This is a genomic window from Bacillus sp. FSL K6-1366, from assembly GCF_037976695.1.
Classification (GTDB): Bacteria; Bacillota; Bacilli; order Bacillales; family Bacillaceae; genus Bacillus; species Bacillus subtilis.
The window spans coordinates 1,191,972-1,213,315 of sequence record NZ_CP150268.1 but is presented as its reverse complement, the minus strand read 5'-3'; the positions used below and the strand labels follow the sequence as shown (position 1 = coordinate 1,213,315).

General features: G+C 43.7%; 24 protein-coding genes. 12 read left to right on the top strand and 12 right to left on the bottom strand.

The window, feature by feature from the left end; genetic code table 11:
* Positions 1–385: 385 nt before the first annotated feature.
* A complete protein-coding gene (maeM, locus tag MHI44_RS06520) occupies positions 386–1,093 on the bottom strand; it encodes a two-component system response regulator MaeM (protein WP_014477821.1) in 708 nt (235 codons plus the stop codon).
* Positions 1,086–2,687 (bottom strand): two-component system sensor histidine kinase MaeL, encoded by a 1,602-nt coding sequence (gene maeL / locus MHI44_RS06515; RefSeq protein WP_003228835.1) that lies wholly within the window; start codon positions 2,685–2,687, stop codon positions 1,086–1,088. The genes maeM and maeL overlap by 8 nt, the downstream gene beginning before the upstream one ends.
* 177 nt (positions 2,688–2,864) lie before the next feature.
* On the opposite strand from maeL, the gene MHI44_RS06510 reads away from it, so the two are divergent.
* Entirely contained in the window at positions 2,865–3,422 is a 558-nt protein-coding gene (locus MHI44_RS06510; protein ID WP_339203159.1) for a YufK family protein, read from the top strand.
* 201 nt (positions 3,423–3,623) lie between these two features.
* On the opposite strand, the gene MHI44_RS06505 is transcribed toward MHI44_RS06510, so the two are convergent.
* From MHI44_RS06505 to MHI44_RS06495, 3 genes are all read right to left on the bottom strand, one after another.
* Positions 3,624–4,037, bottom strand: coding sequence for a thiol-disulfide oxidoreductase DCC family protein (locus tag MHI44_RS06505; RefSeq protein WP_015384506.1), 414 nt, complete (start codon positions 4,035–4,037; stop codon positions 3,624–3,626).
* Between the two features lie 20 nt (positions 4,038–4,057).
* Positions 4,058–5,932, bottom strand: coding sequence for a transglycosylase domain-containing protein (locus MHI44_RS06500; protein WP_080481001.1), 1,875 nt, complete (start codon positions 5,930–5,932; stop codon positions 4,058–4,060).
* Between the two features lie 92 nt (positions 5,933–6,024).
* The gene (locus MHI44_RS06495) at positions 6,025–7,164 is read right to left on the bottom strand and encodes a multidrug efflux MFS transporter (protein ID WP_031600844.1); all 1,140 of its coding nucleotides are present in this window, start codon (positions 7,162–7,164) and stop codon (positions 6,025–6,027) included.
* Between MHI44_RS06495 and MHI44_RS06490 the strand changes: the two genes are divergently transcribed.
* Both MHI44_RS06490 and kapD read left to right on the top strand, forming a co-directional pair.
* A complete protein-coding gene (locus MHI44_RS06490) occupies positions 7,136–7,339 on the top strand; it encodes a hypothetical protein (protein ID WP_003243502.1) in 204 nt (67 codons plus the stop codon). The two genes, MHI44_RS06495 and MHI44_RS06490, sit on opposite strands and share 29 nt — an antisense overlap.
* A gap of 75 nt (positions 7,340–7,414) precedes the next feature.
* A complete protein-coding gene (kapD, locus tag MHI44_RS06485; protein WP_003228846.1) occupies positions 7,415–8,032 on the top strand; it encodes a 3'-5' exonuclease KapD in 618 nt (205 codons plus the stop codon).
* Positions 8,033–8,058: 26 nt separating this feature from the next.
* On the opposite strand, the gene kapB is transcribed toward kapD, so the two are convergent.
* The 3 genes from kapB to patB all read right to left on the bottom strand — a co-directional run bounded on the left by kapB (position 8,059) and on the right by patB (position 11,067).
* A complete protein-coding gene (kapB, locus tag MHI44_RS06480; RefSeq protein ID WP_048654907.1) occupies positions 8,059–8,445 on the bottom strand; it encodes a kinase-associated lipoprotein KapB in 387 nt (128 codons plus the stop codon).
* A gap of 45 nt (positions 8,446–8,490) precedes the next feature.
* Positions 8,491–9,777 (bottom strand): sporulation sensor histidine kinase KinB, encoded by a 1,287-nt coding sequence (gene kinB / locus MHI44_RS06475; protein WP_003228853.1) that lies wholly within the window; start codon positions 9,775–9,777, stop codon positions 8,491–8,493.
* 126 nt (positions 9,778–9,903) lie between these two features.
* Complete coding sequence (patB, locus tag MHI44_RS06470; RefSeq protein ID WP_029725858.1) at positions 9,904–11,067, bottom strand: cystathionine beta-lyase PatB; 1,164 nt, start codon at positions 11,065–11,067, stop codon at positions 9,904–9,906.
* A gap of 86 nt (positions 11,068–11,153) precedes the next feature.
* Between patB and MHI44_RS06465 the strand changes: the two genes are divergently transcribed.
* The gene (locus MHI44_RS06465; protein ID WP_032722422.1) at positions 11,154–11,414 is read left to right on the top strand and encodes a YugE family protein; all 261 of its coding nucleotides are present in this window, start codon (positions 11,154–11,156) and stop codon (positions 11,412–11,414) included.
* 25 nt (positions 11,415–11,439) lie between these two features.
* On the opposite strand, the gene MHI44_RS06460 is transcribed toward MHI44_RS06465, so the two are convergent.
* The gene (locus MHI44_RS06460) at positions 11,440–12,261 is read right to left on the bottom strand and encodes an alpha/beta hydrolase (RefSeq protein ID WP_019712492.1); all 822 of its coding nucleotides are present in this window, start codon (positions 12,259–12,261) and stop codon (positions 11,440–11,442) included.
* A gap of 147 nt (positions 12,262–12,408) precedes the next feature.
* Between MHI44_RS06460 and MHI44_RS06455 the strand changes: the two genes are divergently transcribed.
* From MHI44_RS06455 to yugI, 3 genes are all read left to right on the top strand, one after another.
* On the top strand, positions 12,409–12,909 hold the full coding sequence (locus tag MHI44_RS06455) for an Lrp/AsnC family transcriptional regulator (protein ID WP_009968070.1): 501 nt from the start codon (positions 12,409–12,411) through the stop codon (positions 12,907–12,909).
* Entirely contained in the window at positions 12,910–14,070 is a 1,161-nt protein-coding gene (locus MHI44_RS06450; protein WP_003228862.1) for an aminotransferase, read from the top strand.
* A gap of 200 nt (positions 14,071–14,270) precedes the next feature.
* A complete protein-coding gene (gene yugI, locus MHI44_RS06445; RefSeq protein WP_003228864.1) occupies positions 14,271–14,663 on the top strand; it encodes a S1 domain-containing post-transcriptional regulator GSP13 in 393 nt (130 codons plus the stop codon).
* Between the two features lie 77 nt (positions 14,664–14,740).
* Here the strand turns inward: yugI and MHI44_RS06440 are convergent, their stop codons facing one another.
* A complete protein-coding gene (locus tag MHI44_RS06440; RefSeq protein WP_003220771.1) occupies positions 14,741–14,977 on the bottom strand; it encodes a DUF378 domain-containing protein in 237 nt (78 codons plus the stop codon).
* A gap of 229 nt (positions 14,978–15,206) precedes the next feature.
* Here MHI44_RS06440 and MHI44_RS06435 point away from each other — a divergent pair, with 229 nt between their 5' ends.
* From MHI44_RS06435 to MHI44_RS06415, 5 genes are all read left to right on the top strand, one after another.
* Positions 15,207–16,370, top strand: a complete 1,164-nt coding sequence (locus tag MHI44_RS06435) for an iron-containing alcohol dehydrogenase (protein ID WP_339203155.1) — start codon at positions 15,207–15,209, stop codon at positions 16,368–16,370.
* Between the two features lie 100 nt (positions 16,371–16,470).
* Complete coding sequence (locus MHI44_RS06430) at positions 16,471–17,643, top strand: iron-containing alcohol dehydrogenase (protein WP_032726782.1); 1,173 nt, start codon at positions 16,471–16,473, stop codon at positions 17,641–17,643.
* Between the two features lie 111 nt (positions 17,644–17,754).
* Positions 17,755–19,107, top strand: coding sequence for a glucose-6-phosphate isomerase (locus MHI44_RS06425; RefSeq protein ID WP_003243401.1), 1,353 nt, complete (start codon positions 17,755–17,757; stop codon positions 19,105–19,107).
* 58 nt (positions 19,108–19,165) lie between these two features.
* Positions 19,166–19,537, top strand: coding sequence for a hypothetical protein (locus tag MHI44_RS06420; protein WP_074794719.1), 372 nt, complete (start codon positions 19,166–19,168; stop codon positions 19,535–19,537).
* A 59-nt stretch (positions 19,538–19,596) separates the two neighbouring features.
* On the top strand, positions 19,597–20,001 hold the full coding sequence (locus tag MHI44_RS06415) for a YugN-like family protein (protein WP_339203153.1): 405 nt from the start codon (positions 19,597–19,599) through the stop codon (positions 19,999–20,001).
* Here MHI44_RS06415 and kbfO read toward each other — a convergent pair.
* Both kbfO and mstX read right to left on the bottom strand, forming a co-directional pair.
* Positions 19,998–20,984, bottom strand: coding sequence for a potassium channel protein KbfO (gene kbfO / locus MHI44_RS06410; protein WP_015384493.1), 987 nt, complete (start codon positions 20,982–20,984; stop codon positions 19,998–20,000). The two genes, MHI44_RS06415 and kbfO, sit on opposite strands and share 4 nt — an antisense overlap.
* Complete coding sequence (mstX, locus tag MHI44_RS06405) at positions 20,981–21,313, bottom strand: biofilm formation protein MstX (RefSeq protein WP_021480479.1); 333 nt, start codon at positions 21,311–21,313, stop codon at positions 20,981–20,983. The genes kbfO and mstX overlap by 4 nt, the downstream gene beginning before the upstream one ends.
* Positions 21,314–21,344 lie beyond the last annotated feature (31 nt).

Genomic DNA, 21,344 nt, shown 5'->3' with positions numbered 1-21,344 from the left:
AATTTTCTGATAATAACAAATGAAATGCGCTGAGACAGTTCTATTCTTCCCTGAATAAGCGTGGTGTGAGTATTTCCTTCGAAAGGCGGGGAAGAGAAGGATGCGGAAGGCGTTCCGGGCGGAAAACCGTGACATCGTTTTCTGAAGTAAGACTTATGACTTAGTTTTTCGGGATCAACTTACCAATCATAATTTATCATTTAACTAATAAGAAATAAATAGAATTTCGCATAATTTTTTAAAAAGTATCTATTTTTAGAATTGTTTGCTTAAAAATGTGAAAGGCCCTTTGTTATTCTTGTATAACTTATCAACAATAGAATCAAGCATCTTGGCAAGAGATATGACAGAAAAACGCACTGCTCAAAGCAAGCAGTGCGTTTTCTTATAGATATTGCTTTATTCCGTTAAGGTTACTGTTGTTGACGTTGTACTGAAACACAGGTCTTCCGATCGTTCCGTACGCCATTTCTACATTCAGAACCTGTATATCTTCAAGAAACTTTAAGTATTTTCGTATGGATACTTGAGAGATTTCTGTGTGCTTTGCCAAGTCTTCTGTCGTAAAAGATTCATTTTCAAATGACTGGATACTGGACCAGATCAGCTTCAGCGTGCTTTTTGTCAGGCCTTTAGGAAGCTGCACTTTTTCTGTTGCTTCTTTCTTTTGAAAAAGCTCGGCGTCCAGTTCTTTTTGGCTCATGTTGCGATGGGTTGAATACACCTTTTGTTTTCGTCTGTAATCAGACAGAGCCGTTTGGAAACGTTCAAATTCAAACGGTTTGATTAAATAATCAACAGCTCCGTACCGAAGTGTTTTCTTGATTACGTCAAGCTCGCTGGCCGCTGAGATGACAATCACGTCAACCGCTTCATTTTGGGCTCTCAATTCCGTCAGCAGTTCCAGCCCGTTTTTTCCCGGCATATAAATATCAAGCAAAATGAGGTCGATATGGTGCTCGCCTAAAATATGCAGAGCGCTTTGAAAGGAAGAAGCGATGCCTTTCAGCTGAAAGCCATCTATTTGGCTTAAGTATCGTTTATTTAATTCACCCACCATGGGGTCATCTTCAACTATTAGTACATTAATCATGATTTTCCTCCTTCGGTTCGTACGGGATGCGAATACTGAATGTCGTTCCTTCATTCTTTTCGCTTGTGAGGATCATTTGGCCTTTTAAATTTTCGATGCTTTGCTGTGTGAAATAAAGGCCGAATCCCCGGTTTTTGCCCTTTGTTGAATAGCCTTGTTCAAATACTTTGGCTTGGTCTTCTTCAGACATGCCTGCTCCAGTATCGGTAATTTCAATATCAAGTATGCTGTTATGGAAGCGCATGGACATGGTGATTTGTTTTTTCGGCATATCGGCAACGGCGTCTAAGCCATTGTTGATGAGATTTCCGATGATTGTAATAAGTTCATGGATGACAGAAGGGTCTGCCGCGTTCGGGATGACACCGTTGCATTCAATATCAAGATTTGCGCCCTGCTCACGTATAAAGCTTTGCTTTCCGAGCAGAAAACCGGCCAGTACGGAGCTTTTGACATCATTTATAATTTCACTTGTTTCTGATTTTTGCTGTATGGCTATATCTTTAATATAATCTCCAAGATCATCATACTCTTTCAGCTGGACGAGACCTAATATCACATGCAGTTTGTTCATAAATTCATGAGACTGCGCTCTCAGTGCGTTTGCATACATTTTAACACCGGAAAGCTGTTCAGCTAAATGTTTTACCTCGGTCTTGTCGCGGAATGTTGCAATCGCTCCGACAGTTTGTCCTTTCAGCTGGATAGGAACTTCATTAAACACAAGCTCCAGCCCGTTAATGCGGACGTCTCTGTCTTGAAGAGGTTTTTTTGTCTCAATGACCTTTTTCAAGCGGCTTTTCGGCAAGATGTCATCTACATCCTGATCAATGGGATTTGTGTTGATGCCCATTTTGACGAATAGGCGTTTTGCTTCCGCGTTGGCAAGTTTAATTTTGCCATGTTCATCGACAGCGAGTATTCCTTCCTTCGTCGATTCCAGCATCGCGCTCCGTTCTTCAAGCAGAGTCGCAATTTCATAAGGTTCAAGTCCGTACATGATATTTTTCACTGTACGGGCGACGATAACGGCTCCGATCACACCGACGAAGATGCTGACGCAAATAATAAAGTAAAGCGGCCGTAAGCTATGGCTGATCACTTCATCAATTTCATTTACGGTGATGCCGACCGCGACTGCACCGACCTGTTTTCCATTCTCTGCGTAGACAGGGACGAACGCTCTCTGCGATTTCCCGAGCGTGCCAGAGGCTGTGCTGATATGGACATGCCCTTTTAATACCTCGGACTCATCACCGCCCCTGAATTTTTTTCCGATTTTGCTCGGGTCAGGATGAGTTTTGCGGATACCGTTCATATCCATGACGACAACAAATTCCGTGCCGGTGATTTTCTGAACCCGCTTTGTGTAGCTCTGCAGTTCCTTTTGTTTTTTTCCGCTTTCTAAAGCAGCGGCTGTCATCGGCGCCTCAGCTACCATTTCAGCAGTCTGCAGCGCAGTGGCCTTTTCCTGATCTCTAATTCGTTTGGTGGTTTGGGCACCGACTGTAAAAAACGTAATGAGCAATGCGATTAATACAACGATACAAACAAATATGGTGAGTCTGGTTTGCAGTTTTAATGTTTTTTTCATATAAAACTTCCTTACGTTTTATGATTCCTGCGTACTACTTTACTCTCAAAATGCTGCTTTGTGAAGATTTGGGACCGTAATTCGTAAAAAGGAGAAAAAATGGAATAATTTATCTTGTCAATGTGTTTTAAGTCCTCCATAATAAATGAGGTAGATTATAGAAAGGGACTTTTTTATATGAAAAATACTTATTTGACAGGATATTTTCCGCTGATTGCGATCCTGCTTTTTAGTTCGTCCTTATCCATCTCAACTTCACTTTATGCGTTGAAGATGCTGTCTTCATTTGGAATGTATGATGGAATGCTCGATTATTTTTCAGAGAAAGGAATCAGGCTTGCGTTATTTGCTGCCTTTGCACTTTTATATTTTATGGTTCTGTCCGCTCTGAAATTAATTGCAAATACCGTGACCGAGCTGTCATTGCTGTTTTTTGCTAATGATCCGGAAGGGAACAGCCTGAAAAAACTCAGAATGGGTTCCATGATTTATTTGGGCGGCGGGATTTTATCCTTTGTGCTCTTGCAAAATGTCATTTGGATTGTGATCTGGTTTGCGGTCGTCACGCTCGCTTACTTTGTGTTTACCGTGTACCGGATTTATTCGACGCTTTCTCTCATGTCATTAGTCGGATTCATTCTATTGGAACTGCTGTTTTGGTTTACCTTTGTTATCGGTATTCTGTTCATATTTATCAAGCTTTATAATAGCATAATGGCTAGCTTACCTGTGTAGCTAGCCATTTCAGCGTTTGGTGGTCAGATTTGCGCTTCGTGCTCTGTACGCAATGAAACGGCGGCTAGATTCTCAGGTTTCCGCCGTTTCACAACTTCAAAAGTTTTCAATCACGCTGAATAGATGACAAAATCCTAAAACGAAGCCGTTTTAGGATTTTGTCAACAATCTGTGATGGCTAGCTTCCTAGCCATTTTTTATTTACGGTAAAAATCTTTTTTTAATAGAAGGGGAGGGGAGCATACATTCATTTTTTTTGCCAAACCACTTATAGCGGTTGTTGGCAATGAAAGAATAGACCATATCTCTGACAGGCTTCGGCACTGCGAAAAACAGGACAAAGAGCCGCCATGGGCCTCGCAGATGCCTGAAAACCTTAATGGCTGCAGTTGACTTTGTGTACACTTGGCCGTCTTCAATAAAGACAAAGCTGTCAAATCGATCAGTCGGAAGCCCGCTTTTTTTCAGCAGGCTCTGTCCTGTTTCCGACTGCAGCGATGTGAAAGAAATCAATCCGTCCGGATCACGTTTAATGATAAACTGCACGGCGCCATTGCATAAATTGCAGACACCGTCAAACAGCAAAACGCGATTTGGAATTTGTTCTGAAGTCACCCCATATCCCCTCCGATCCTTTAATAAGCCGCTTGCAGCGTTCCTTTCCAGATGGAAAGCTGAGGGCTGATGCTGTGAAGATATTCAACGCTGGTCGGTGTGTCCTTTCCGACCCAGACACCCATTGTATACGTATCAGTCAGGCCGACAAACCACATATCGTGATAATCATTTGATGTTCCGGTTTTACCGCCGATGTAAGGCGCATTGAAATATGCTTTTTTCCCTGTTCCGCTTTTCACAACGGAAGACATCAGTTTTTTCAGCTGCATGTTCGTGCGGACGCTGAATATTTGAGTCGCTTTATCATTCCATTTATAAAGTGTTTCTCCTTTAAGGTCTGTCACCTTTGTAATCGCATGGCTCGGCGTATAGCTTCCGCTGTTGCCGAATGTCGTATAAGCCTTTGTCATCTCAAGAGGCGTCATGCCGTTTGTAAATCCGCCAAGCGCCGCCGGAAGAAGATAGTCACTGTCGACAAGTTTGGCAAAATGATACGGCTCAATATAACTGAATGCCTTTTGGATGCCGACGCGGTCGAGCATTCTAATAGCCGGGGTATTATATGAATTTTTAAACGCCGTATCAAGCGTCACTGTGCCGTAAGTGCGGTTATTGTAGTTTTGCGGACAGTAGTCTTTGCTGCAAAACTTGCTGGCATCAATGGTGCTGCTTGTTGTCGCGCCGGTCTGTTCAATATAAGGGCCGTAATCAAGAAGCGGCTTAATGGATGAACCCGGCTGCCTGTACGCCTGGTAGGCGCGGTTAAAGTCATATTTTTGATAGTTTTTCCCGCCGGATAGAGCGATGATTTGATGCGTCTGGTGATTAATCACAGCCGCTCCGCCCTGTACGTCCGCATACGGGAGCTTGGAATTCATTTGTGCCACAACTTGATTTTGCATGTACGGATCAAGTGCAGTATAAATTTTCACGCCGTCTTTCATCAGAGTGCTGACTCTTGCGGACAGCTCGTTCTCGATCTTTTCTTTTTGTTTTCCTGATGCTTTTTGAAGGCGTTTATCAAAGCCTTCTGATTCAGACACCAGCTGAGTGAATTCATCATTGACGTAGGAAACGTAGTCAGGATATTTGTCTTCTCTTTTTTCAACATCCAGTTTGATTTTTTGTTTTACGGCTTTTTTCAGCTCTTTGTCCGTAATGACCCCGGCATCTTTTAGCCCTTTAAGCAAACGTTCTTGACGGCTTTTCGTGTAGTCAAAATGCTTGAGAGGATCATATAATGTAGGGTTATTAGGTATAGCACAGATAAAAGCCATTTCTCCCACTGTGAGAGATTTCAGCGGTTTGCTGAAATAGAATTGAGCTGCTGAACCGACGCCATAAACACCATTGTTAAAATAAATGGTATTTAAGTAAGCTTCAAGAATTTCATTTTTCGTATATTTTTTCTCCAGCTGATAGGAATACGCGAGCTCTGTCAGCTTGCGGCTGAAGGAGCGTTCGTGGCTCAAATATAAGTTTCTTGAAAGCTGCTGTGTGATGGTGCTGGCACCCTGGTCAATTTTCTTGTCTTTTACGTTAGAAGCAGTAGCCCGCACCATTCCCATAAAGTCAAAGCCTTTATGCTCGTAAAAATGGCGGTCCTCAGATGTTAAGAAAATCTGTTTGACTTCCTCGGGAATCTTGTTAAATGGAACGAGCACACGGTTTTCGTGGTCGCTGACGATTTCCGAGACAAGGGAGCCGTCCCTGTCATACATGTAGCTGTTCTGAACAAGGCTGATATCTTTCAGATTAATATTTTTATCAAGCACCTGATCCAGGGACTTCATTTGTTTTACTTCTTTTCCGGAAGCGATAACTGTAAATGCAAACAATGGGATTATGCAAAGGAGCAAAATCCATCCGATTATTTTTCGTAACATGGTCACTCTCTTTTCTCCTAAATTCTAGCCATATCGTACCATTCTTTTGAGATTACGAGAAGGTTAAATTTAGAAGATTCCTCAGTTTTTTCTCGGAATCAGCTTGCTTTGGCATAAGAATCTTTCCGAAGTTTCTGCATGATCCAAAGCATGCAGGCGCCGGCGAAAAAGAGAAACGCCGTGACGTAAAAGGTGGCCGAAATGGTAAAGTGGCTCGATATGATTCCGCCGAGCAGAGGCCCGAGCACGTTTCCTAAAAAGCGAAAGCTGACATTGTAGCCGAGAACTTCACCTTGAATGCTGCCGGGAGCCTGAACGCGGATCGCTGCCGTAATGCATGGCAGCAAACCGCCCATCGCCATTCCGAATAAAAATCTGAAAACAAGGAGCACGCTGAGTGAGGACGCGAGCGCCTGCGGAATAAAAAAGAAAGAGGCGGCGAGCAAAAGTCCGATTAAAATGCGGCGGTGGCCGTAGCGGTCGCCCAGATCACCCCATTTTCTAGCCAGCAGCAAACTTCCGAGCCCCGTTGCTGAAAATGCCATGCCGGAGAAAAAGGCAAGATTGACAGGTCCGTGCAGCTCATTTACATATAAAGCGAGCAGGGGCTGGATACTGAAATTGCCTGTTTGAATCAGCATGGTTAACAGCATCATGACCCACAGCGCCGGATGGTGAAAAATATAGGAGAGCACTTCTTTTCTCGAGTAAGACGTACGTTTGGCTGTTTTCTCTGCAAGAGGCTTTTCTTTGACACCAAATAACACGAGAAGAACAGACGAGAAAATCACAAAGGATGTGATAAAAAAGGTATACGTAAAGCCGAAACGATCAGCAAGCATGCCTCCCAAAAGCGGGCCGAACAAGCTTCCGGACACTTGCCCCATTTGCAGCGTGCCGAGTGTTTTGCCAGCTGAGCTCTTCGGAGTCTGTGCCGAAATCATCGCAAGAGATGTCGGGATGAATCCGGTTACAAGACCCATTGCCATACGCAGAAAAAACAATTGGTACACCGATGTAACAAAGCCCATGAAGAAAATGCTGAGGGCAATGCCTGTTCCGGTTGCCATAAGGATTTTCTTGTATCCGCGTTTGTCTCCGAACCGTCCCCAAAACGGGGATACCAAAAACGCCATGAGAAATGTAATGCCGAACACATAGCCGCTCCACCTTTGCACAAAGCCGTTTGAAAAAGAGCTGAGCGTCTCAATGTATAAGGAGAGAAAAGGAACGATCATCGTTGTGCTAGCGGAGACAAAAAAGTTCGCCAGCCACACAATGACAAAGTTTTTCTTACGGATAGAAATAACATCACCTTCTTATTATTTCGGGTTCCTTACTAATTATAAAGAAACGATTCACAATTTAAAAGAAACGAAGCGGCTGGGAAAATTCATTATTTTTAGAAAATGAAGAAATGTCGAGAAGGGGAATTGATATACTATAAAGATAGCATTTTCTGATCGGAGGAAAGGCAGGTGTAAAAAGGTGACGACAAACAGCTTACTCATTATTGATTTCGAATTTACAATGCCTGATGGAAAGTACAGTCCTCAAAACTTCTTCCCGGAAATCATTGAAGCCGGAATTGTAAAGTCGATTGATGATGAAGTGGTTGAGACGTTTTCTAGCTATGTTAGACCGAAAAAGTTCCCGAAGCTTACGAAACGCTGCAAATCATTTTTAAAAATAACCCAAAAACAGGTAGACGAAGGAATGAGATTCGAGGATTTCATCCGTAAACTAAACGAGCTGGATCCTGAGAAAAACAGCACAATTATTACGTGGGGAAACATGGATATGAAAGTGCTGAAGCAAAACTGTATGTTTAACCATATCCCTTTCCCGTTTAAGGGAGAAATGAGAGATTTATCGCTTGAATACAAAAACTTTTTTGGAGACCGGACATTGACGGGTTTATGGAAAGCTGCCGAAGAGTATGGAGATTCCGGAACCGGCACCCATCATAAAGCGCTTGATGATGCCCTTACAGCATATAAACTTTTTAAGCTTGTTGAGCAGGATAAGCAGTATCTCGAAAAGCCAAAACCGCCCACAATCGGTGAAAGAATCGATTTAACCGAACTGTTGAAGCGCGCGACGTGAAAAACCCAATCTTTTGTCAGACTGGGTTATGGCAGGTTAAAATATTCTTTTTCTAAAATGTCCAGATTATGAAGGGAGCGCTTTGCCCACTCCGAACCATCCTCATTCAATTTGGATCTCAGCTGTGCTGTCGCCTCCCGCAGAGATTCGGTATAATCCGGCACTTCACCGTCATAAGGCTTCACCATATGGTGGGGGATATTGGTCTGTTCACCATGTGCGAGCGCTTTTCTCTCATGAAAAAATGGCACATCCGCCTGTTTTGGATGATGAAGGTCTCCTTGAGCGGGATGGGTAAGAACCGCTTTCACTTTCACTAAATAATGCTGCGGCCTGCAAGCCGTAATTTCTCCTATGTATACACCTGTTTTGTAAAATCCTTTAACGATAGAGCCTGTCTCAAACGTGCTCATCTGTCATCACCTCGCATTTATTCTATTAAAGTTCCAATCGATTTGCTAGTGAGGAAGATCAGCGGGAAGCTTAATGGTCACCGTAGTGCCTTTTTGGAAGCTGCTGTTAAATGAAATGGTCCCGTGATGATGTTCAATAATGGAAAAGGTTACGGTGAGGCCGAGTCCCGTTCCGTTCGTTTTTAAGGAATAATAAGGTTCGCCGAGTTTTTGCATTTGATGGTCTGTCATCCCGACCCCATTGTCTGTGATGTTAATCATGATCGTATGGCCGTTTCTTTTGGCTGATATGTGGATCATCCCCTTCCCGTGAGGAACCGCTTCAATGCTGTTTTTCATCAGGTTGATGACAGCCTGCTTCAGCTTTGTTGCGTCTCCGTATATCAAAAGGTCCGGTTCTGTTTCAGCCTCGACGGTTACTGACTTGTAATTGGCGTACGACACCATAAGGGAGCTTGTCTCTTTGATAAGGGCAGATAGGTCAAAAACCTCTTTTTCGTATAATTGCTGTTTGGCCATATCGAGATAGTTTGTAATAATGCCTTGCGCCCGGTCAAGCTCTGACAGTACAAGCTTTTTGTAATCTGCACTCGACTTGTTTTGTAAGGTTTCATCATTAAAAAGCAGCTGGACAAACCCGCGGACAACTGTCAGCGGATTCCTGACCTCATGAGCGACGCTCGCTGCCAGTTCACTCACAATCGTCATTTTTTCAGAATGGATAAGCTGTGAGCGCAGGGCGATATTTTCGGCGATGCTTTCGATAATATAGATGCTTAATAGAAGAACACTGGAGCGGAAAAGCCCTGAGACTGCCGCCTCGTAAACGAAAATTCCTGATTTTTGAAAATTTAAAATATTCAAGGCGGAAAGAATCCAGCTTGAGGCGAAAAATAGGAAAATCTCCACGCAGCTGATCAATAAAGACAGCAGCAGTTTTTTCGCTTTGGACATGAATGGCCATTTTTTCTGAAATAAGATTGGGATAATGATAAGAAAAGGCAGCAAAGTGAAAACAAACATTGCGGAAGGTTCGTAAAAAAGCAGTTCAAAACATAGGACAGATGCGGCGACTGTAAGTCCGGAAGCGGTACTAATGTAAAATAAACAAATGATAACGGGAATCATCTGAAGGCCGTATTGTATGTAGTCCATTTCATGAATCGGGAAAATAATGCATAAAACGGAGGCGCCGCAGGCGAAGAGCGTGACCAAACCGCTGTTTATTTTTGGCACAAGAATCGCAGGTTTTCCAAGCCAAAACACTTGGTAAAGAAGAATAGGAAACAAAATAAAGCAGATGTGCAGAAGATAGTCTTTTAGAATTTCCATTCGTGTGAAATCCTTTCGTATAAAATATGAATCTATTATAACACTAAATATTAGAAGTAAAATATAAAATTCCTTTATTAAGAACGCCTTTACAAATGAAGACGTAAAGGCGTTTAACAGCTATATTTACGATAATGCGGCTTTGATGCGGCGCAGGCCGTCCTGCAGGGTTGCAAGAGAGCATCCTGCGTTCAGGCGCATAAATCCTTCTCCGCCAGGCCCGTATTTCGTCCCGGGCTCTAAAATAACTTTTCCTTTTTTTAGCATTCTTTGCTGAAGCTCTGCATCGGACAAGCCGTAAGCGCTGAAGTCGAGCCAAATCAAGTATGATGCATCCGGCTTCATCATTTTGACCTTTGGCAGCTCGGTGCTCAAAAAGGCTTCCGCTTCGTTCATGTTTCTCTCAATGTAAGAGATCAATCCATCAAGCCACGGTCCCCCTTTTGAATACGCGGCTTCGATTGCAGTGACGGCAAACGCGTTCAGTCCGCCTAAACCATTGCGCTGAAGGCTTGCGGAAAACTTGGCGCGCTTCAGGCGATCCGGAATAATGATTGCTGAAGCCTGCAATCCGGCGATATTAAATGTTTTGCTTGGAGCAGCACATGTCACAGAAATATCAGCGAAATCGTCAGAGAGCGAAGCGAACGGCGTGTGTATGTGTCCGTACAGCATTAAATCAGAATGGATTTCATCCGATACAACTGTGACGCCATGCTCAAGGCACAATTCGCCTAGCTTCAGTAAGTCTTCCCGGCCCCATGAACGCCCAGAAGGGTTATGAGGATTGCATAAAATAAACAATGTAACACTTGGGTCACTAAGCTTCGTCTCCAAATCTTCAAAATCCATTGCATATGCGCCGTCTTTTTCTAGCAGCGGATTATGTAAAATGTGCCGGCCGTTTTTCTCCACCATATGGTAAAAAGGCGTATAAACTGGAGGCTGAACAACTACTTGATCGCCCGGCTCCGTAAAAGCTTGTACCGCCATGCTCAAAGCCGTTACAACGCCGGGGCTGAATGTGATGCTTTCCGGATTCACCTTCCAGCCGTGCCTGTTTTGCATCCATCCGCACACAGCATCCCTCGTTTTTTGATCTGGAGTTGTATAACCAAAAATACCGTGGTCAAGACGCTCTTTTAACGCTTCAGTTATCGCTTCTGGGGCGCGAAAATCCATATCCGCCACCCACATCGGGAGTGCGTCTGTCACGCCAAATAATTCGCCTGTTTTGTCCCATTTGACCGATTGGGTGCCAAGGCGTTCTTCTCGTTTATCAAAGTTCATTCTGTTACCCCCTCATGTATGTTTATTCTTCTAAGCTTCACTATGATAAGATAGAACTGCAAATTTTATTATAAGCGGTGATGAATATGGAAGAAAGTCAAGCGGTCAGGGAAATGATTAAGATCATTGCCAAATGGGACCCGTTTAAATATGGAGAAGAGTTTTACGAAACGGAGGCTGTTGATGTCGTGCAGGCAGTCTATGATGAAGACGATCCCGACGTGCTGGCGAAAAGCATTCAGCAAATATTTGAAACTTCTTTTGAACAAACGCTGCCGATCGCCAGCTGCCGGGAAGTGGCTGGCCAGCTTTTATTCATTAAAAACAGCAGCTCCTGCACGCCTTAAAAAAACCGGTTCAGCACCGGTTTTTTTAATTGATAAAATCAGCAATGTGTTCAGAAACAAGTTCAGGCCGTTCTTCAGGCACCAGATGTCCGGTCTGGCCAAGTGAGTACAGCACGGAATTAGGCAAATCTGCGTGCAGCCGTTTACCGATCTCCATTGGGACAATTCGATCCTCCTCGCCCCAAATCAATAGAGCAGGCTTGTTCATTTTCTTCAATTGCTCGGGTTCTAAATCTCCTTCTCTGTGGCGGATAAACCTTGTCATGGCTTTGAAAATCTGCTCGTCCTGAAACGGTCTGCCATAGCCGTCGATCATCTCCTCATCAATCAGCGATTTGTCATGCACCACATTTAATAAATTTTTCATCACGCCTTCTTTCGAGAGCCAGCGTTTGATGTAAAGATGAAAATACGGGATATGGGTCCCGAAAATGATCGTCGGGTGTGAACGTTTTAAATACCCTGAACTGCAAAGCAGCACAACCTTTGAAAAAAGCTCAGGTTTTTGGAGAGCAGCAGACAGCGATATCTGCCCGCCCATAGAATGCCCGACAAGCACAGCCTGTTTCACTTGCAAGTGCTCCAAAATCCCAATGACAAGCTTAGCAAGGTTTTGATAGGTATAGATAAACGTTCTTGATTTTTCAGATTGGCCGAAAGGAGGCAAATCAAGCGCGATGATGTCGTACTTGTCCCGAAGGAGAGGAATTACTTTTCTGAAGCTGAATGCAGATGATAAAAAACCGTGTACGCAGACCAGCGTTTGCCTGCCGGGATTTTGATAATGTTCGTAGTATACATTGACTCCATCGACCATAAACCGCCTTATTGGTGAAACCGCCTCCATTCTGTGTCACTCCCTTTTTTTGATGGTTGTATTATGCCCTGAAATTGTAAATTCTAGCGGAAGTTTCTCCTCGTTTTTTCTTAGCATTCGTCAAAAAACGTGATATAATGTCATGAGATTTCTTGACATTGCAAAGGTGTGAATCAAATGAAATTGACAGAAAAAGAAACAGAAATATTAGAAATTTTAGACGAAAACAGCCGCGCCGATTTAGAAACAATCGCAAAGATGGCGGGCATCCCTGTAAATGAAGTAAAAACAATTATTGACAAACTGGAGAAAGAAAAGGTTATTATCGATTATTCCGCTATGATTGATTGGCGAAAAGTAGACGGACATGAGGGCGTTACGGCCATGATCGACGTCAAAGTAACGCCGAAGCGGGGCGTCGGTTTTGATGAAGTGGCGGAACGGATTTACCGATTCCAAGAGGTTGAATCAGTTTACCTGATGTCAGGCGTATACGATTTGTCTGTCGTGATTCGCGGCAATTCGATGTCTGACGTAGCGCGTTTTGTTTCGGATAAACTGTCAACGCTTGATTCAGTTGTATCTACGACAACCCATTTTATCCTGAAAAAATACAAGCATGACGGCAAAGTGTTTGAAACAGGAGACGACGACAAAAGAATCGTGGTGTCACCGTAAATGACTTCGTATTTATCAGACTATGTACAACAAATAAAACCATCCGGCATCCGCAAATTCTTTGATTTGGCGGCAACGATGGAAGGCGTCATTTCTTTAGGCGTCGGCGAGCCTGATTTTGTTACCGCGTGGAATGTCCGCGAAGCAAGCATTCTCTCTCTTGAACAAGGATATACGTCATACACGGCCAATGCGGGTTTATACTCATTGCGGGAGGAAATCAGCCGTTATTTGAGCAACAGGTTTGATCTTAGCTACTCGCCAGATAATGAGCTGATTGTGACAGTGGGGGCAAGTCAGGCTTTGGATATTGCGATCCGCGCCATTGTGAATCCAGGTGAGGAAGTCATCATTCCTGAGCCGTGTTTTGTGGCGTATGATGCGCTTGTTTCTTTGGCAGGCGGTATCCCGGTTCACGTTCATACAACGGCAGACAAAGGATTTAAAGCAACGGCTGCTGATTTTGAAGCGGCAGTCACTGAAAAAACAAAGGCCATTCTCATCTGCTCACCATCGAATCCGACAGGTTCGGTTTATTCGAAGGAAGAGCTGAATGAGATTGCTGAGTTTGCCAAAAAACATGATGTCATCGTCTTAGCCGACGAGATCTACGCGGAGCTGACATATGATGAGGAATTTACAAGTATAGCGGCATTACCGGGAATGAAGGAACGGACGGTAGTCATCTCAGGCTTTTCAAAAGCATTTGCAATGACGGGCTGGAGGCTCGGTTTTGCCGCGGCACCATCCTTGCTTCGGGATGCCATGCTTAAAATTCATCAATATGCGATGATGTGTGCGCCCGCAATGGCGCAGTTTGCCGCCCTTGAAGGCCTGAAGAACGGCATGGAAGACGTAGAAAAAATGAAAAAAAGCTATCGAAGAAGACGGAATCTGTTTGTAGAATCGCTCAATGAAATCGGTCTCAGCTGTCATCATCCGGGCGGCGCTTTCTATGCTTTTCCATCTATTAAAAGCACGGGAATGAGTTCAGAACAGTTTGCCGAGGAGCTACTGACGCAGGAAAAAGTGGCAGTTGTTCCTGGAAGTGTGTTTGGTCCGAGCGGTGAGGGATATATCCGTTGTTCATACGCAACCTCGATTGAACAGCTTCAAGAAGCGTTAGTCAGAATGAAACGCTTCCTGCACAAAACAACATAAAAAAAGATACGAACCTTTTGTTCGCATCCAATAAAAGGGGGGAATACTAGAAAGCCTTTGGTATTTTCAGTTTACCCCCTTTTTGCTGTGTATAAACCTGATTTTTTATAAAAAGTTTTCTTTGCGGAAATAAGACATGTGTGATATAATTTTAAATTGCGTATAAACAGATATTTAATTTAACTTAGGAGTTGTTATGAATGGCAGCAAAATTTGAAGTGGGCAGTGTTTACACTGGTAAAGTTACAGGATTACAAGCGTATGGTGCGTTTGTTGCATTAGATGAAGAAACTCAAGGTTTAGTACACATTTCTGAAGTGACTCATGGTTTCGTAAAAGATATCAACGAGCACCTTTCAGTTGGCGACGAAGTACAAGTAAAAGTACTTGCTGTTGATGAAGAAAAAGGCAAAATCAGCCTTTCAATTCGTGCGACACAAGCTGCGCCTGAGAAAAAAGAAAGCAAACCAAGAAAACCTAAAGCTGCTCAAGTAAGCGAAGAAGCTTCTACACCACAAGGTTTCAACACATTAAAAGATAAGCTTGAAGAGTGGATCGAAATGTCCAACCGCAAAGACCTTATCAAAAAATAAGCATGAAAAAAGCACCGGACAGGAATGTTCGGTGCTTTTGATTTCATGCAAAATCCTATTTCAGCGTGATTGATATCCTATCGCATTTCAGGATTTGCTGCTTCTTCACGTGATCTTTCCTCGTTTGGCTTAAATAGCAGACCGAGGTTGATTAAGCCGGCGATTCCGACAAGTCCGTAAATGATTCGGGAAAGAGCTGACCCTTGGCCGCCGAAGATAGCCGCTACTAAGTCAAATTGGAAAAATCCGATCAGTCCCCAGTTAATGGCGCCAATGATGGTTAATACAAGACAAATTCTTTGAATGGTACTCATGTTTTGCAACCTCCTCCATGAATTATTAAAACAGTTATAGATTGTGACATATTGGAGAATCTATACATGCATTCTCCATATGAGGGAAGCTGGCCTGCCCTCGCTTATATCAGTTTCTTTCCCAGCGACATGCAAAATAAAACCATCTGGTATGCTGACCGGTGAGAGCTGATTGCTTTACATGTGGTGAGGACATTCTGCATAATAAAAAATCTAAGGAGGAGATGTCATGCAAAACTTTACATACTGGAATCCGACCAGATTAATTTTCGGGCGCGGCGAAGTGGAAAGACTTCCAGAGGAACTCAAACCTTACGGAAAAAACGTATTGCTTGTGTACGGAGGCGGCAGCATTAAACGCAGCGGCCTGTATGATCAAGTGATTGAACAGCTGAATAAAGCCGGAGCGACCGTGCATGAATTAGCAGGTGTGGAACCGAATCCTCGTGTGTCGACTGTTAATAAAGGTGTTGCCATCTGTAAAGAACAAAACATTGATTTCTTGCTGGCTGTCGGAGGCGGAAGCGTAATCGACTGTACAAAAGCGATTGCCGCAGGAGCGAAGTATGATGGTGATGCGTGGGATATCGTTACGAAAAAGCATCAGCCAAAAGATGCTTTGCCATTCGGAACGGTATTGACTCTCGCTGCGACTGGTTCAGAAATGAACTCAGGATCTGTTATTACAAACTGGGAAACAAAAGAAAAATACGGCTGGGGCAGCCCGCTCGTATTCCCTAAATTCTCGATTCTTGATCCGGTGAATACATTCACCGTACCTAAAAACCACACGATCTACGGGATGGTTGACATGATGAGCCACGTATTCGAACAATACTTCCATCATGTATCAAACACGCCGTATCAGGACCGCATGTGTGAATCACTTTTGCGTACAGTCATTGAAACAGCGCCTAAGCTGATCAATGATCTCGAAAATTACGAATTGCGTGAGACGATCCTGTACACAGGAACAATCGCATTAAACGGCATGCTTTCTATGGGGGCAAGAGGGGATTGGGCTACTCATAATATTGAACATGCAGTATCAGCCGTTTATGATATTCCGCATGCCGGCGGACTGGCGATTCTGTTCCCGAACTGGATGAGACACACATTGTCTGAAAACCCTGCCCGCATGAAACAGCTTGCAGTTCGCGTGTTTGATGTTGAAGAAGCAGGTAAAACGGATGAAGAAATTGCCCTTGAAGGTATCGATAAGCTGTCCGCATTCTGGACAAGCCTTGGCGCTCCGAACCGTCTTGCTGATTATGATATTAATGATGAGCAGCTTGACACAATTGCTGACAAGGCAATGGCTAACGGTACATTCGGCCAATTTAAATCACTCAACAAAGAAGACGTGCTGTCAATTTTGAAAGCATCACTATAAAAAAGGGGAAATAGCCGTTTGGCTGCTTCCCTTTTTCTTTTTGTCAACTTATGTTACAATGGAAAATCTGTTTTTACCAGCATCATTTGGAGGTTTTACTATGGAAAATTTCACTTATTATAATCCGACAAAGCTGATTTTTGGAAAAGGTCAGCTTGAACAATTAAGAAAAGAATTCAAACGATACGGCAAGAATGTACTGCTTGTTTACGGGGGCGGCAGCATTAAACGCAACGGCCTTTATGATCAAGTCACAGGCATTTTAAAAGAAGAGGGCGCTGTTGTTCATGAGCTGTCAGGTGTAGAGCCGAACCCGCGTCTTGCAACAGTGGAAAAAGGCATAGGCCTTTGCAGAGAGCATAACATTGATTTTCTGCTTGCTGTCGGCGGAGGCAGTGTGATTGACTGTACAAAGGCAATTGCAGCTGGCGTCAAATACGATGGCGACGCTTGGGATATTTTCAGCAAAAAAGTAACAGCGGAGGATGCGCTGCCGTTTGGCACTGTTTTAACGCTTGCTGCGACAGGCTCTGAAATGAACCCTGATTCCGTGATTACAAACTGGGAAACAAACGAGAAATTTGTATGGGGCAGCAATGTGACTCATCCGCGTTTCTCTATTTTAGACCCTGAAAATACGTTCACGGTTCCGGAAAATCAAACAGTATACGGCATGGTTGACATGATGAGCCACGTATTCGAACAATACTTCCACAATGTTGAAAACACGCCGCTTCAGGATAGAATGTGCTTTGCTGTTTTGCAGACGGTCATCGAAACAGCTCCTAAGCTTCTTGAAGATCTGGAAAACTACGAGCTTCGTGAAACGATTTTGTATGCTGGTACAATCGCTTTAAACGGCACGCTCCAAATGGGCTACTTTGGTGACTGGGCTTCTCATACAATGGAACACGCCGTTTCAGCTGTGTATGATATTCCGCACGCGGGCGGTTTGGCGATACTGTTCCCAAACTGGATGAGATACACGCTTGATACAAATGTAGGTCGTTTTAAAAACCTAATGCTCAACATGTTTGACATTGATACTGAAGGCAAAACAGATAAAGAAATTGCGCTTGAAGGAATCGATAAACTGTCTGCGTTCTGGACAAGCCTCGGTGCACCTTCTCGTCTTGCTGATTACAATATTGGAGAAGAAAAGCTTGAGCTGATTGCTGATATCGCAGCCAAGGAAATGGAACACGGCGGCTTCGGCAACTTCCAAAAACTGAACAAAGATGACGTGCTTGCCATCCTTCGCGCGTCTCTATAAACCCAAAGGGCGGAATCCAGTCATTCCGCCCTTTCTTCTTGACTTGATTTCACAGATAAGTTCATATAAAGTGAAAGATGAAAACATTATACCGTTATGGAGGGACAAGCAATGACGCATGTACGCTTTGACTACTCAAAAGCGTTGACTTTCTTCAACGAACATGAACTTACATATCTGCGGGACTTTGTAAAAACAGCACACCATAATATCCATGAAAAAACAGGCGCGGGCAGCGATTTTCTAGGCTGGGTGGACCTCCCTGAACATTATGATAAAGAAGAATTCGCGCGCATCAAAAAAAGCGCGGAAAAAATCAAATCTGACTCTGATGTCTTGCTTGTTGTCGGCATTGGCGGTTCTTATCTTGGAGCGCGGGCAGCGATTGAAGCGCTGAATCACGCGTTTTACAACACTTTGCCAAAAGCAAAACGCGGCAATCCGCAAGTCATTTTTATCGGAAACAACATCAGTTCATCTTATATGAGAGACGTCATGGATCTTCTTGAAGATGTTGACTTCTCTATTAATGTGATTTCTAAATCAGGTACGACAACTGAACCTGCAATCGCTTTCCGTATTTTCCGCAAGCTTCTTGAAGAGAAATACGGTAAAGAAGAAGCGAAAGCGCGGATTTATGCAACAACTGATAAAGAGCGCGGCGCATTAAAAACGCTTTCTAACGAAGAAGGCTTCGAATCATTCGTTATTCCTGACGATGTCGGCGGCCGTTATTCAGTTTTAACAGCTGTAGGCCTCTTGCCGATTGCTGTCAGCGGCGTCAACATTGATGACATGATGAAAGGCGCCCTGGATGCGAGCAAAGATTTTGCAACATCTGAACTGGAAGATAACCCAGCATACCAATATGCGGTTGTTCGCAATGTCCTTTATAATAAGGGCAAAACAATTGAAATGCTCATCAACTACGAACCGGCGCTTCAATACTTTGCGGAATGGTGGAAGCAGCTGTTCGGAGAAAGCGAAGGGAAAGATGAGAAGGGCATTTATCCTTCTTCAGCGAACTATTCAACAGACCTTCATTCTTTAGGCCAGTATGTACAAGAAGGCCGCAGAGATTTATTCGAAACGGTCCTGAACGTAGAGAAACCTAAACATGAACTGACAATTGAGGAAGCGGATAACGATCTTGACGGCTTGAACTATTTAGCCGGTAAAACTGTTGATTTCGTTAACAAAAAAGCATTCCAAGGTACAATGCTTGCCCATACAGACGGAAATGTTCCGAACTTAATCGTTAACATTCCTGAGCTGAATGCATATACTTTTGGATACCTTGTATATTTCTTCGAAAAAGCCTGCGCGATGAGCGGTTACCTCCTTGGCGTCAATCCGTTTGACCAGCCTGGTGTAGAAGCGTATAAAGTCAATATGTTTGCGTTACTCGGCAAACCTGGCTTTGAAGAGAAAAAAGCAGAGCTTGAAAAACGTCTGGAAGATTAATGTGAGAAAGCTGACTGGCATTTGCCGGTCGGCTTTTTATAAAATCAGAAAGGTGCTGATGTTCATGAAACAATTGGTTAAACATCTCATCATTGCCGGTTTTTCTGCAGCTATTTTAAGTTTCCTTATCTCCTTTGATGCCGTGTATACAGAGTTTTCTTCAAGCTTTGGCGGCACGCTGTCACATTTTTTCATCCACGCCTTTCTTCTCATTGGTTTGCCGCTTGCCCTTTTTACCGATGCGGTACATCGGATTTTGCATTTAAAACGAACCCATACTCTTTTCACTAAATTAGGACTCTATGCAACGGTTGTTTATGTGTCTTGGGATTCAGCTGTATGGCTTGCAGCGGCAATGACTGTTTACTTCTTAATTGAATGCGCTTTCTTTTCTGTTGGCCGCGCGAAAGAAACAACGATTTCCATGTAGGCGCCTCTGAATGAAGTCTTGTTCGGCGGGACAGGATAAGTGAAAAAAGGGGCATTCTGATGATACCAATACCTTCCGTGATAGATGGGCAGTCTTTTCTGCTTCAAGAACTGGAACAAGTGATGAAGCCGCTCGGTTATGTGATAAACGGCGGCTGGGAATACGATCATGGCTACTTTGATTATAAAATTGATGATAGAGACGGCTATTTATTTTTAAGAATTCCCGTCAATGCGGTACAGGGCAGTCTCGATGAACGAGGGGCGGCCGTCCGGATCGGAACGCCGTTTATGCTGAGACAGGTGTTTCAGGCGGATGTTGACGATCACGCCGAGGGAGGGCCTTTCCAATCACTGTTTAATCAATTTTCCGAACCGGAAAGGCGGGACGCGGAAATTGATCCGGCATTTTTGGATATCGGCGCCTCTCTCGTGAAAGAATTGGAGGATGTTCTGTTACACTAGATGGCAAGGAATTGATCTGTTTCGAGCACCTTGTATGTAAGAGGAGGGGAAATCATCGGCCCCTCCTCTTTTTGTACGCCTATAATTGTTGTGTTGTGATCAAGGAAATAGAGAACACAGGTTTTGTAAGCCGCTCCCTTTAGTTCGTCAGGAACAGCAAGAAGCTCCACATGCTGATCAAGTGTCAGCTTGATTCCGTTCTGCTGTTTAGACGGCCGTAACTTGACTTGGTAATGCTGCAGCATCGCCCGGCTGATAAATTCTGAAGTTCCGATGATTTGGTTTGCGCCTGCCCGCTCCGCATTGGTGACAAAACGGTCAGTCAAAATTTCGACGATGCAGTAAGCAAGGGGATTAAGCCCTTTAACAGATAAAAGAGTCAGCACTGACAGCATATCAGCATCAGTTTCACTTTTATACTGATCGGCAGTAATCATCACTGATTCCGCTTCAGTAATATTGGCCCGTTTCAGTGTCCCATCATCGGCAGCGTGCCCGCGTATGAAATGAACGTTTTCAATAAGCGGGCCTTCTGTTAAGGATTCATCGATTAGTACGACTGTTTTGGAAGGGGCGGCAAGCTGAAGGTCCTTCAAAAGCCGGTTTGTTTTTTCATTCCACCCGATCAGAATGATGTGGTCCCGGCCTTTGTAAGCAACTTTTCCTTCGATGTAGCGATGCTGTCTGCTGAATGCGGCCGCTGATAACGTAGCGAAATATGCTGTGACAAAGCTTGCTCCGCTCAAAATCAGCAGTATTCCGGCTGCCTGTCCCAGCGGCGTGTGCGGCACATAGTCTCCATAACCGACTGTCGAAACTGTAACGACAGCCCACCAAATGCCTTCGAATACCGAAGTGAACTGCTTAGGCTCAAGAATATAAATGATTTGGCCGAACAAAAGAATCAGACATAAAATAATAACCCCGATTCGGATAAATAACGGCCACCTGAGCCATGAAATAAATATCCGATTTGATTTCATTCTTTTTCTCCTTCTTCAGATACTGAGATGGATAAAATCTGTTTAATAATTGTATTTAATTTCTCATTTAGCTTTTCCTGGCCGTACTTATCTCGGGCCTGCTTCATTAACTCGGCTGTATCATCATCAAGCTGAATAAGCGGTTCATCAATTTCCGATTCATTATACAGCTGGATAAACGCGTCCAGTCCTTCATTCATTCGGTCGATTGCTGTGCTCAGCTGTTCCTTTTCCTCACTCGTCACTTTCATAGCTTCCATCACACCCGTGCTTTTTTCTAACAGTATGTCCCACTTCCGGTGATGTTTTTCAAAAAATGTACAAAACATATAAAACCGGATTTCTCCATAAACTAAAACA

Excerpts from the sequence above, each read along its gene's own strand:
- maeM (WP_014477821.1), bottom strand. The coding sequence starts at position 1,093 with ATGATTAATGTACTAATAGTTGAAGATGACCCCATGGTGGGTGAATTA.
- maeL (WP_003228835.1), bottom strand. The coding sequence starts at position 2,687 with ATGAAAAAAACATTAAAACTGCAAACCAGACTCACCATATTTGTTTGT.
- MHI44_RS06510 (WP_339203159.1), top strand. The coding sequence starts at position 2,865 with ATGAAAAATACTTATTTGACAGGATATTTTCCGCTGATTGCGATCCTG.
- MHI44_RS06490 (WP_003243502.1), top strand. The coding sequence starts at position 7,136 with ATGTATAAGGAGAGAAAAGGAACGATCATCGTTGTGCTAGCGGAGACA.
- MHI44_RS06495 (WP_031600844.1), bottom strand. The coding sequence starts at position 7,164 with ATGATCGTTCCTTTTCTCTCCTTATACATTGAGACGCTCAGCTCTTTT.
- kapB (WP_048654907.1), bottom strand. The coding sequence starts at position 8,445 with ATGAGCACGTTTGAGACAGGCTCTATCGTTAAAGGATTTTACAAAACA.
- kinB (WP_003228853.1), bottom strand. The coding sequence starts at position 9,777 with ATGGAAATTCTAAAAGACTATCTTCTGCACATCTGCTTTATTTTGTTT.
- patB (WP_029725858.1), bottom strand. The coding sequence starts at position 11,067 with ATGAACTTTGATAAACGAGAAGAACGCCTTGGCACCCAATCGGTCAAA.
- MHI44_RS06465 (WP_032722422.1), top strand. The coding sequence starts at position 11,154 with ATGGAAGAAAGTCAAGCGGTCAGGGAAATGATTAAGATCATTGCCAAA.
- MHI44_RS06460 (WP_019712492.1), bottom strand. The coding sequence starts at position 12,261 with ATGGAGGCGGTTTCACCAATAAGGCGGTTTATGGTCGATGGAGTCAAT.
- MHI44_RS06455 (WP_009968070.1), top strand. The coding sequence starts at position 12,409 with ATGAAATTGACAGAAAAAGAAACAGAAATATTAGAAATTTTAGACGAA.
- MHI44_RS06450 (WP_003228862.1), top strand. The coding sequence starts at position 12,910 with ATGACTTCGTATTTATCAGACTATGTACAACAAATAAAACCATCCGGC.
- yugI (WP_003228864.1), top strand. The coding sequence starts at position 14,271 with ATGGCAGCAAAATTTGAAGTGGGCAGTGTTTACACTGGTAAAGTTACA.
- MHI44_RS06440 (WP_003220771.1), bottom strand. The coding sequence starts at position 14,977 with ATGAGTACCATTCAAAGAATTTGTCTTGTATTAACCATCATTGGCGCC.
- MHI44_RS06435 (WP_339203155.1), top strand. The coding sequence starts at position 15,207 with ATGCAAAACTTTACATACTGGAATCCGACCAGATTAATTTTCGGGCGC.
- MHI44_RS06430 (WP_032726782.1), top strand. The coding sequence starts at position 16,471 with ATGGAAAATTTCACTTATTATAATCCGACAAAGCTGATTTTTGGAAAA.
- MHI44_RS06425 (WP_003243401.1), top strand. The coding sequence starts at position 17,755 with ATGACGCATGTACGCTTTGACTACTCAAAAGCGTTGACTTTCTTCAAC.
- MHI44_RS06420 (WP_074794719.1), top strand. The coding sequence starts at position 19,166 with ATGTTCATGAAACAATTGGTTAAACATCTCATCATTGCCGGTTTTTCT.
- MHI44_RS06415 (WP_339203153.1), top strand. The coding sequence starts at position 19,597 with ATGATACCAATACCTTCCGTGATAGATGGGCAGTCTTTTCTGCTTCAA.
- kbfO (WP_015384493.1), bottom strand. The coding sequence starts at position 20,984 with ATGAAATCAAATCGGATATTTATTTCATGGCTCAGGTGGCCGTTATTT.
- mstX (WP_021480479.1), bottom strand. The coding sequence starts at position 21,313 with ATGTTTTGTACATTTTTTGAAAAACATCACCGGAAGTGGGACATACTG.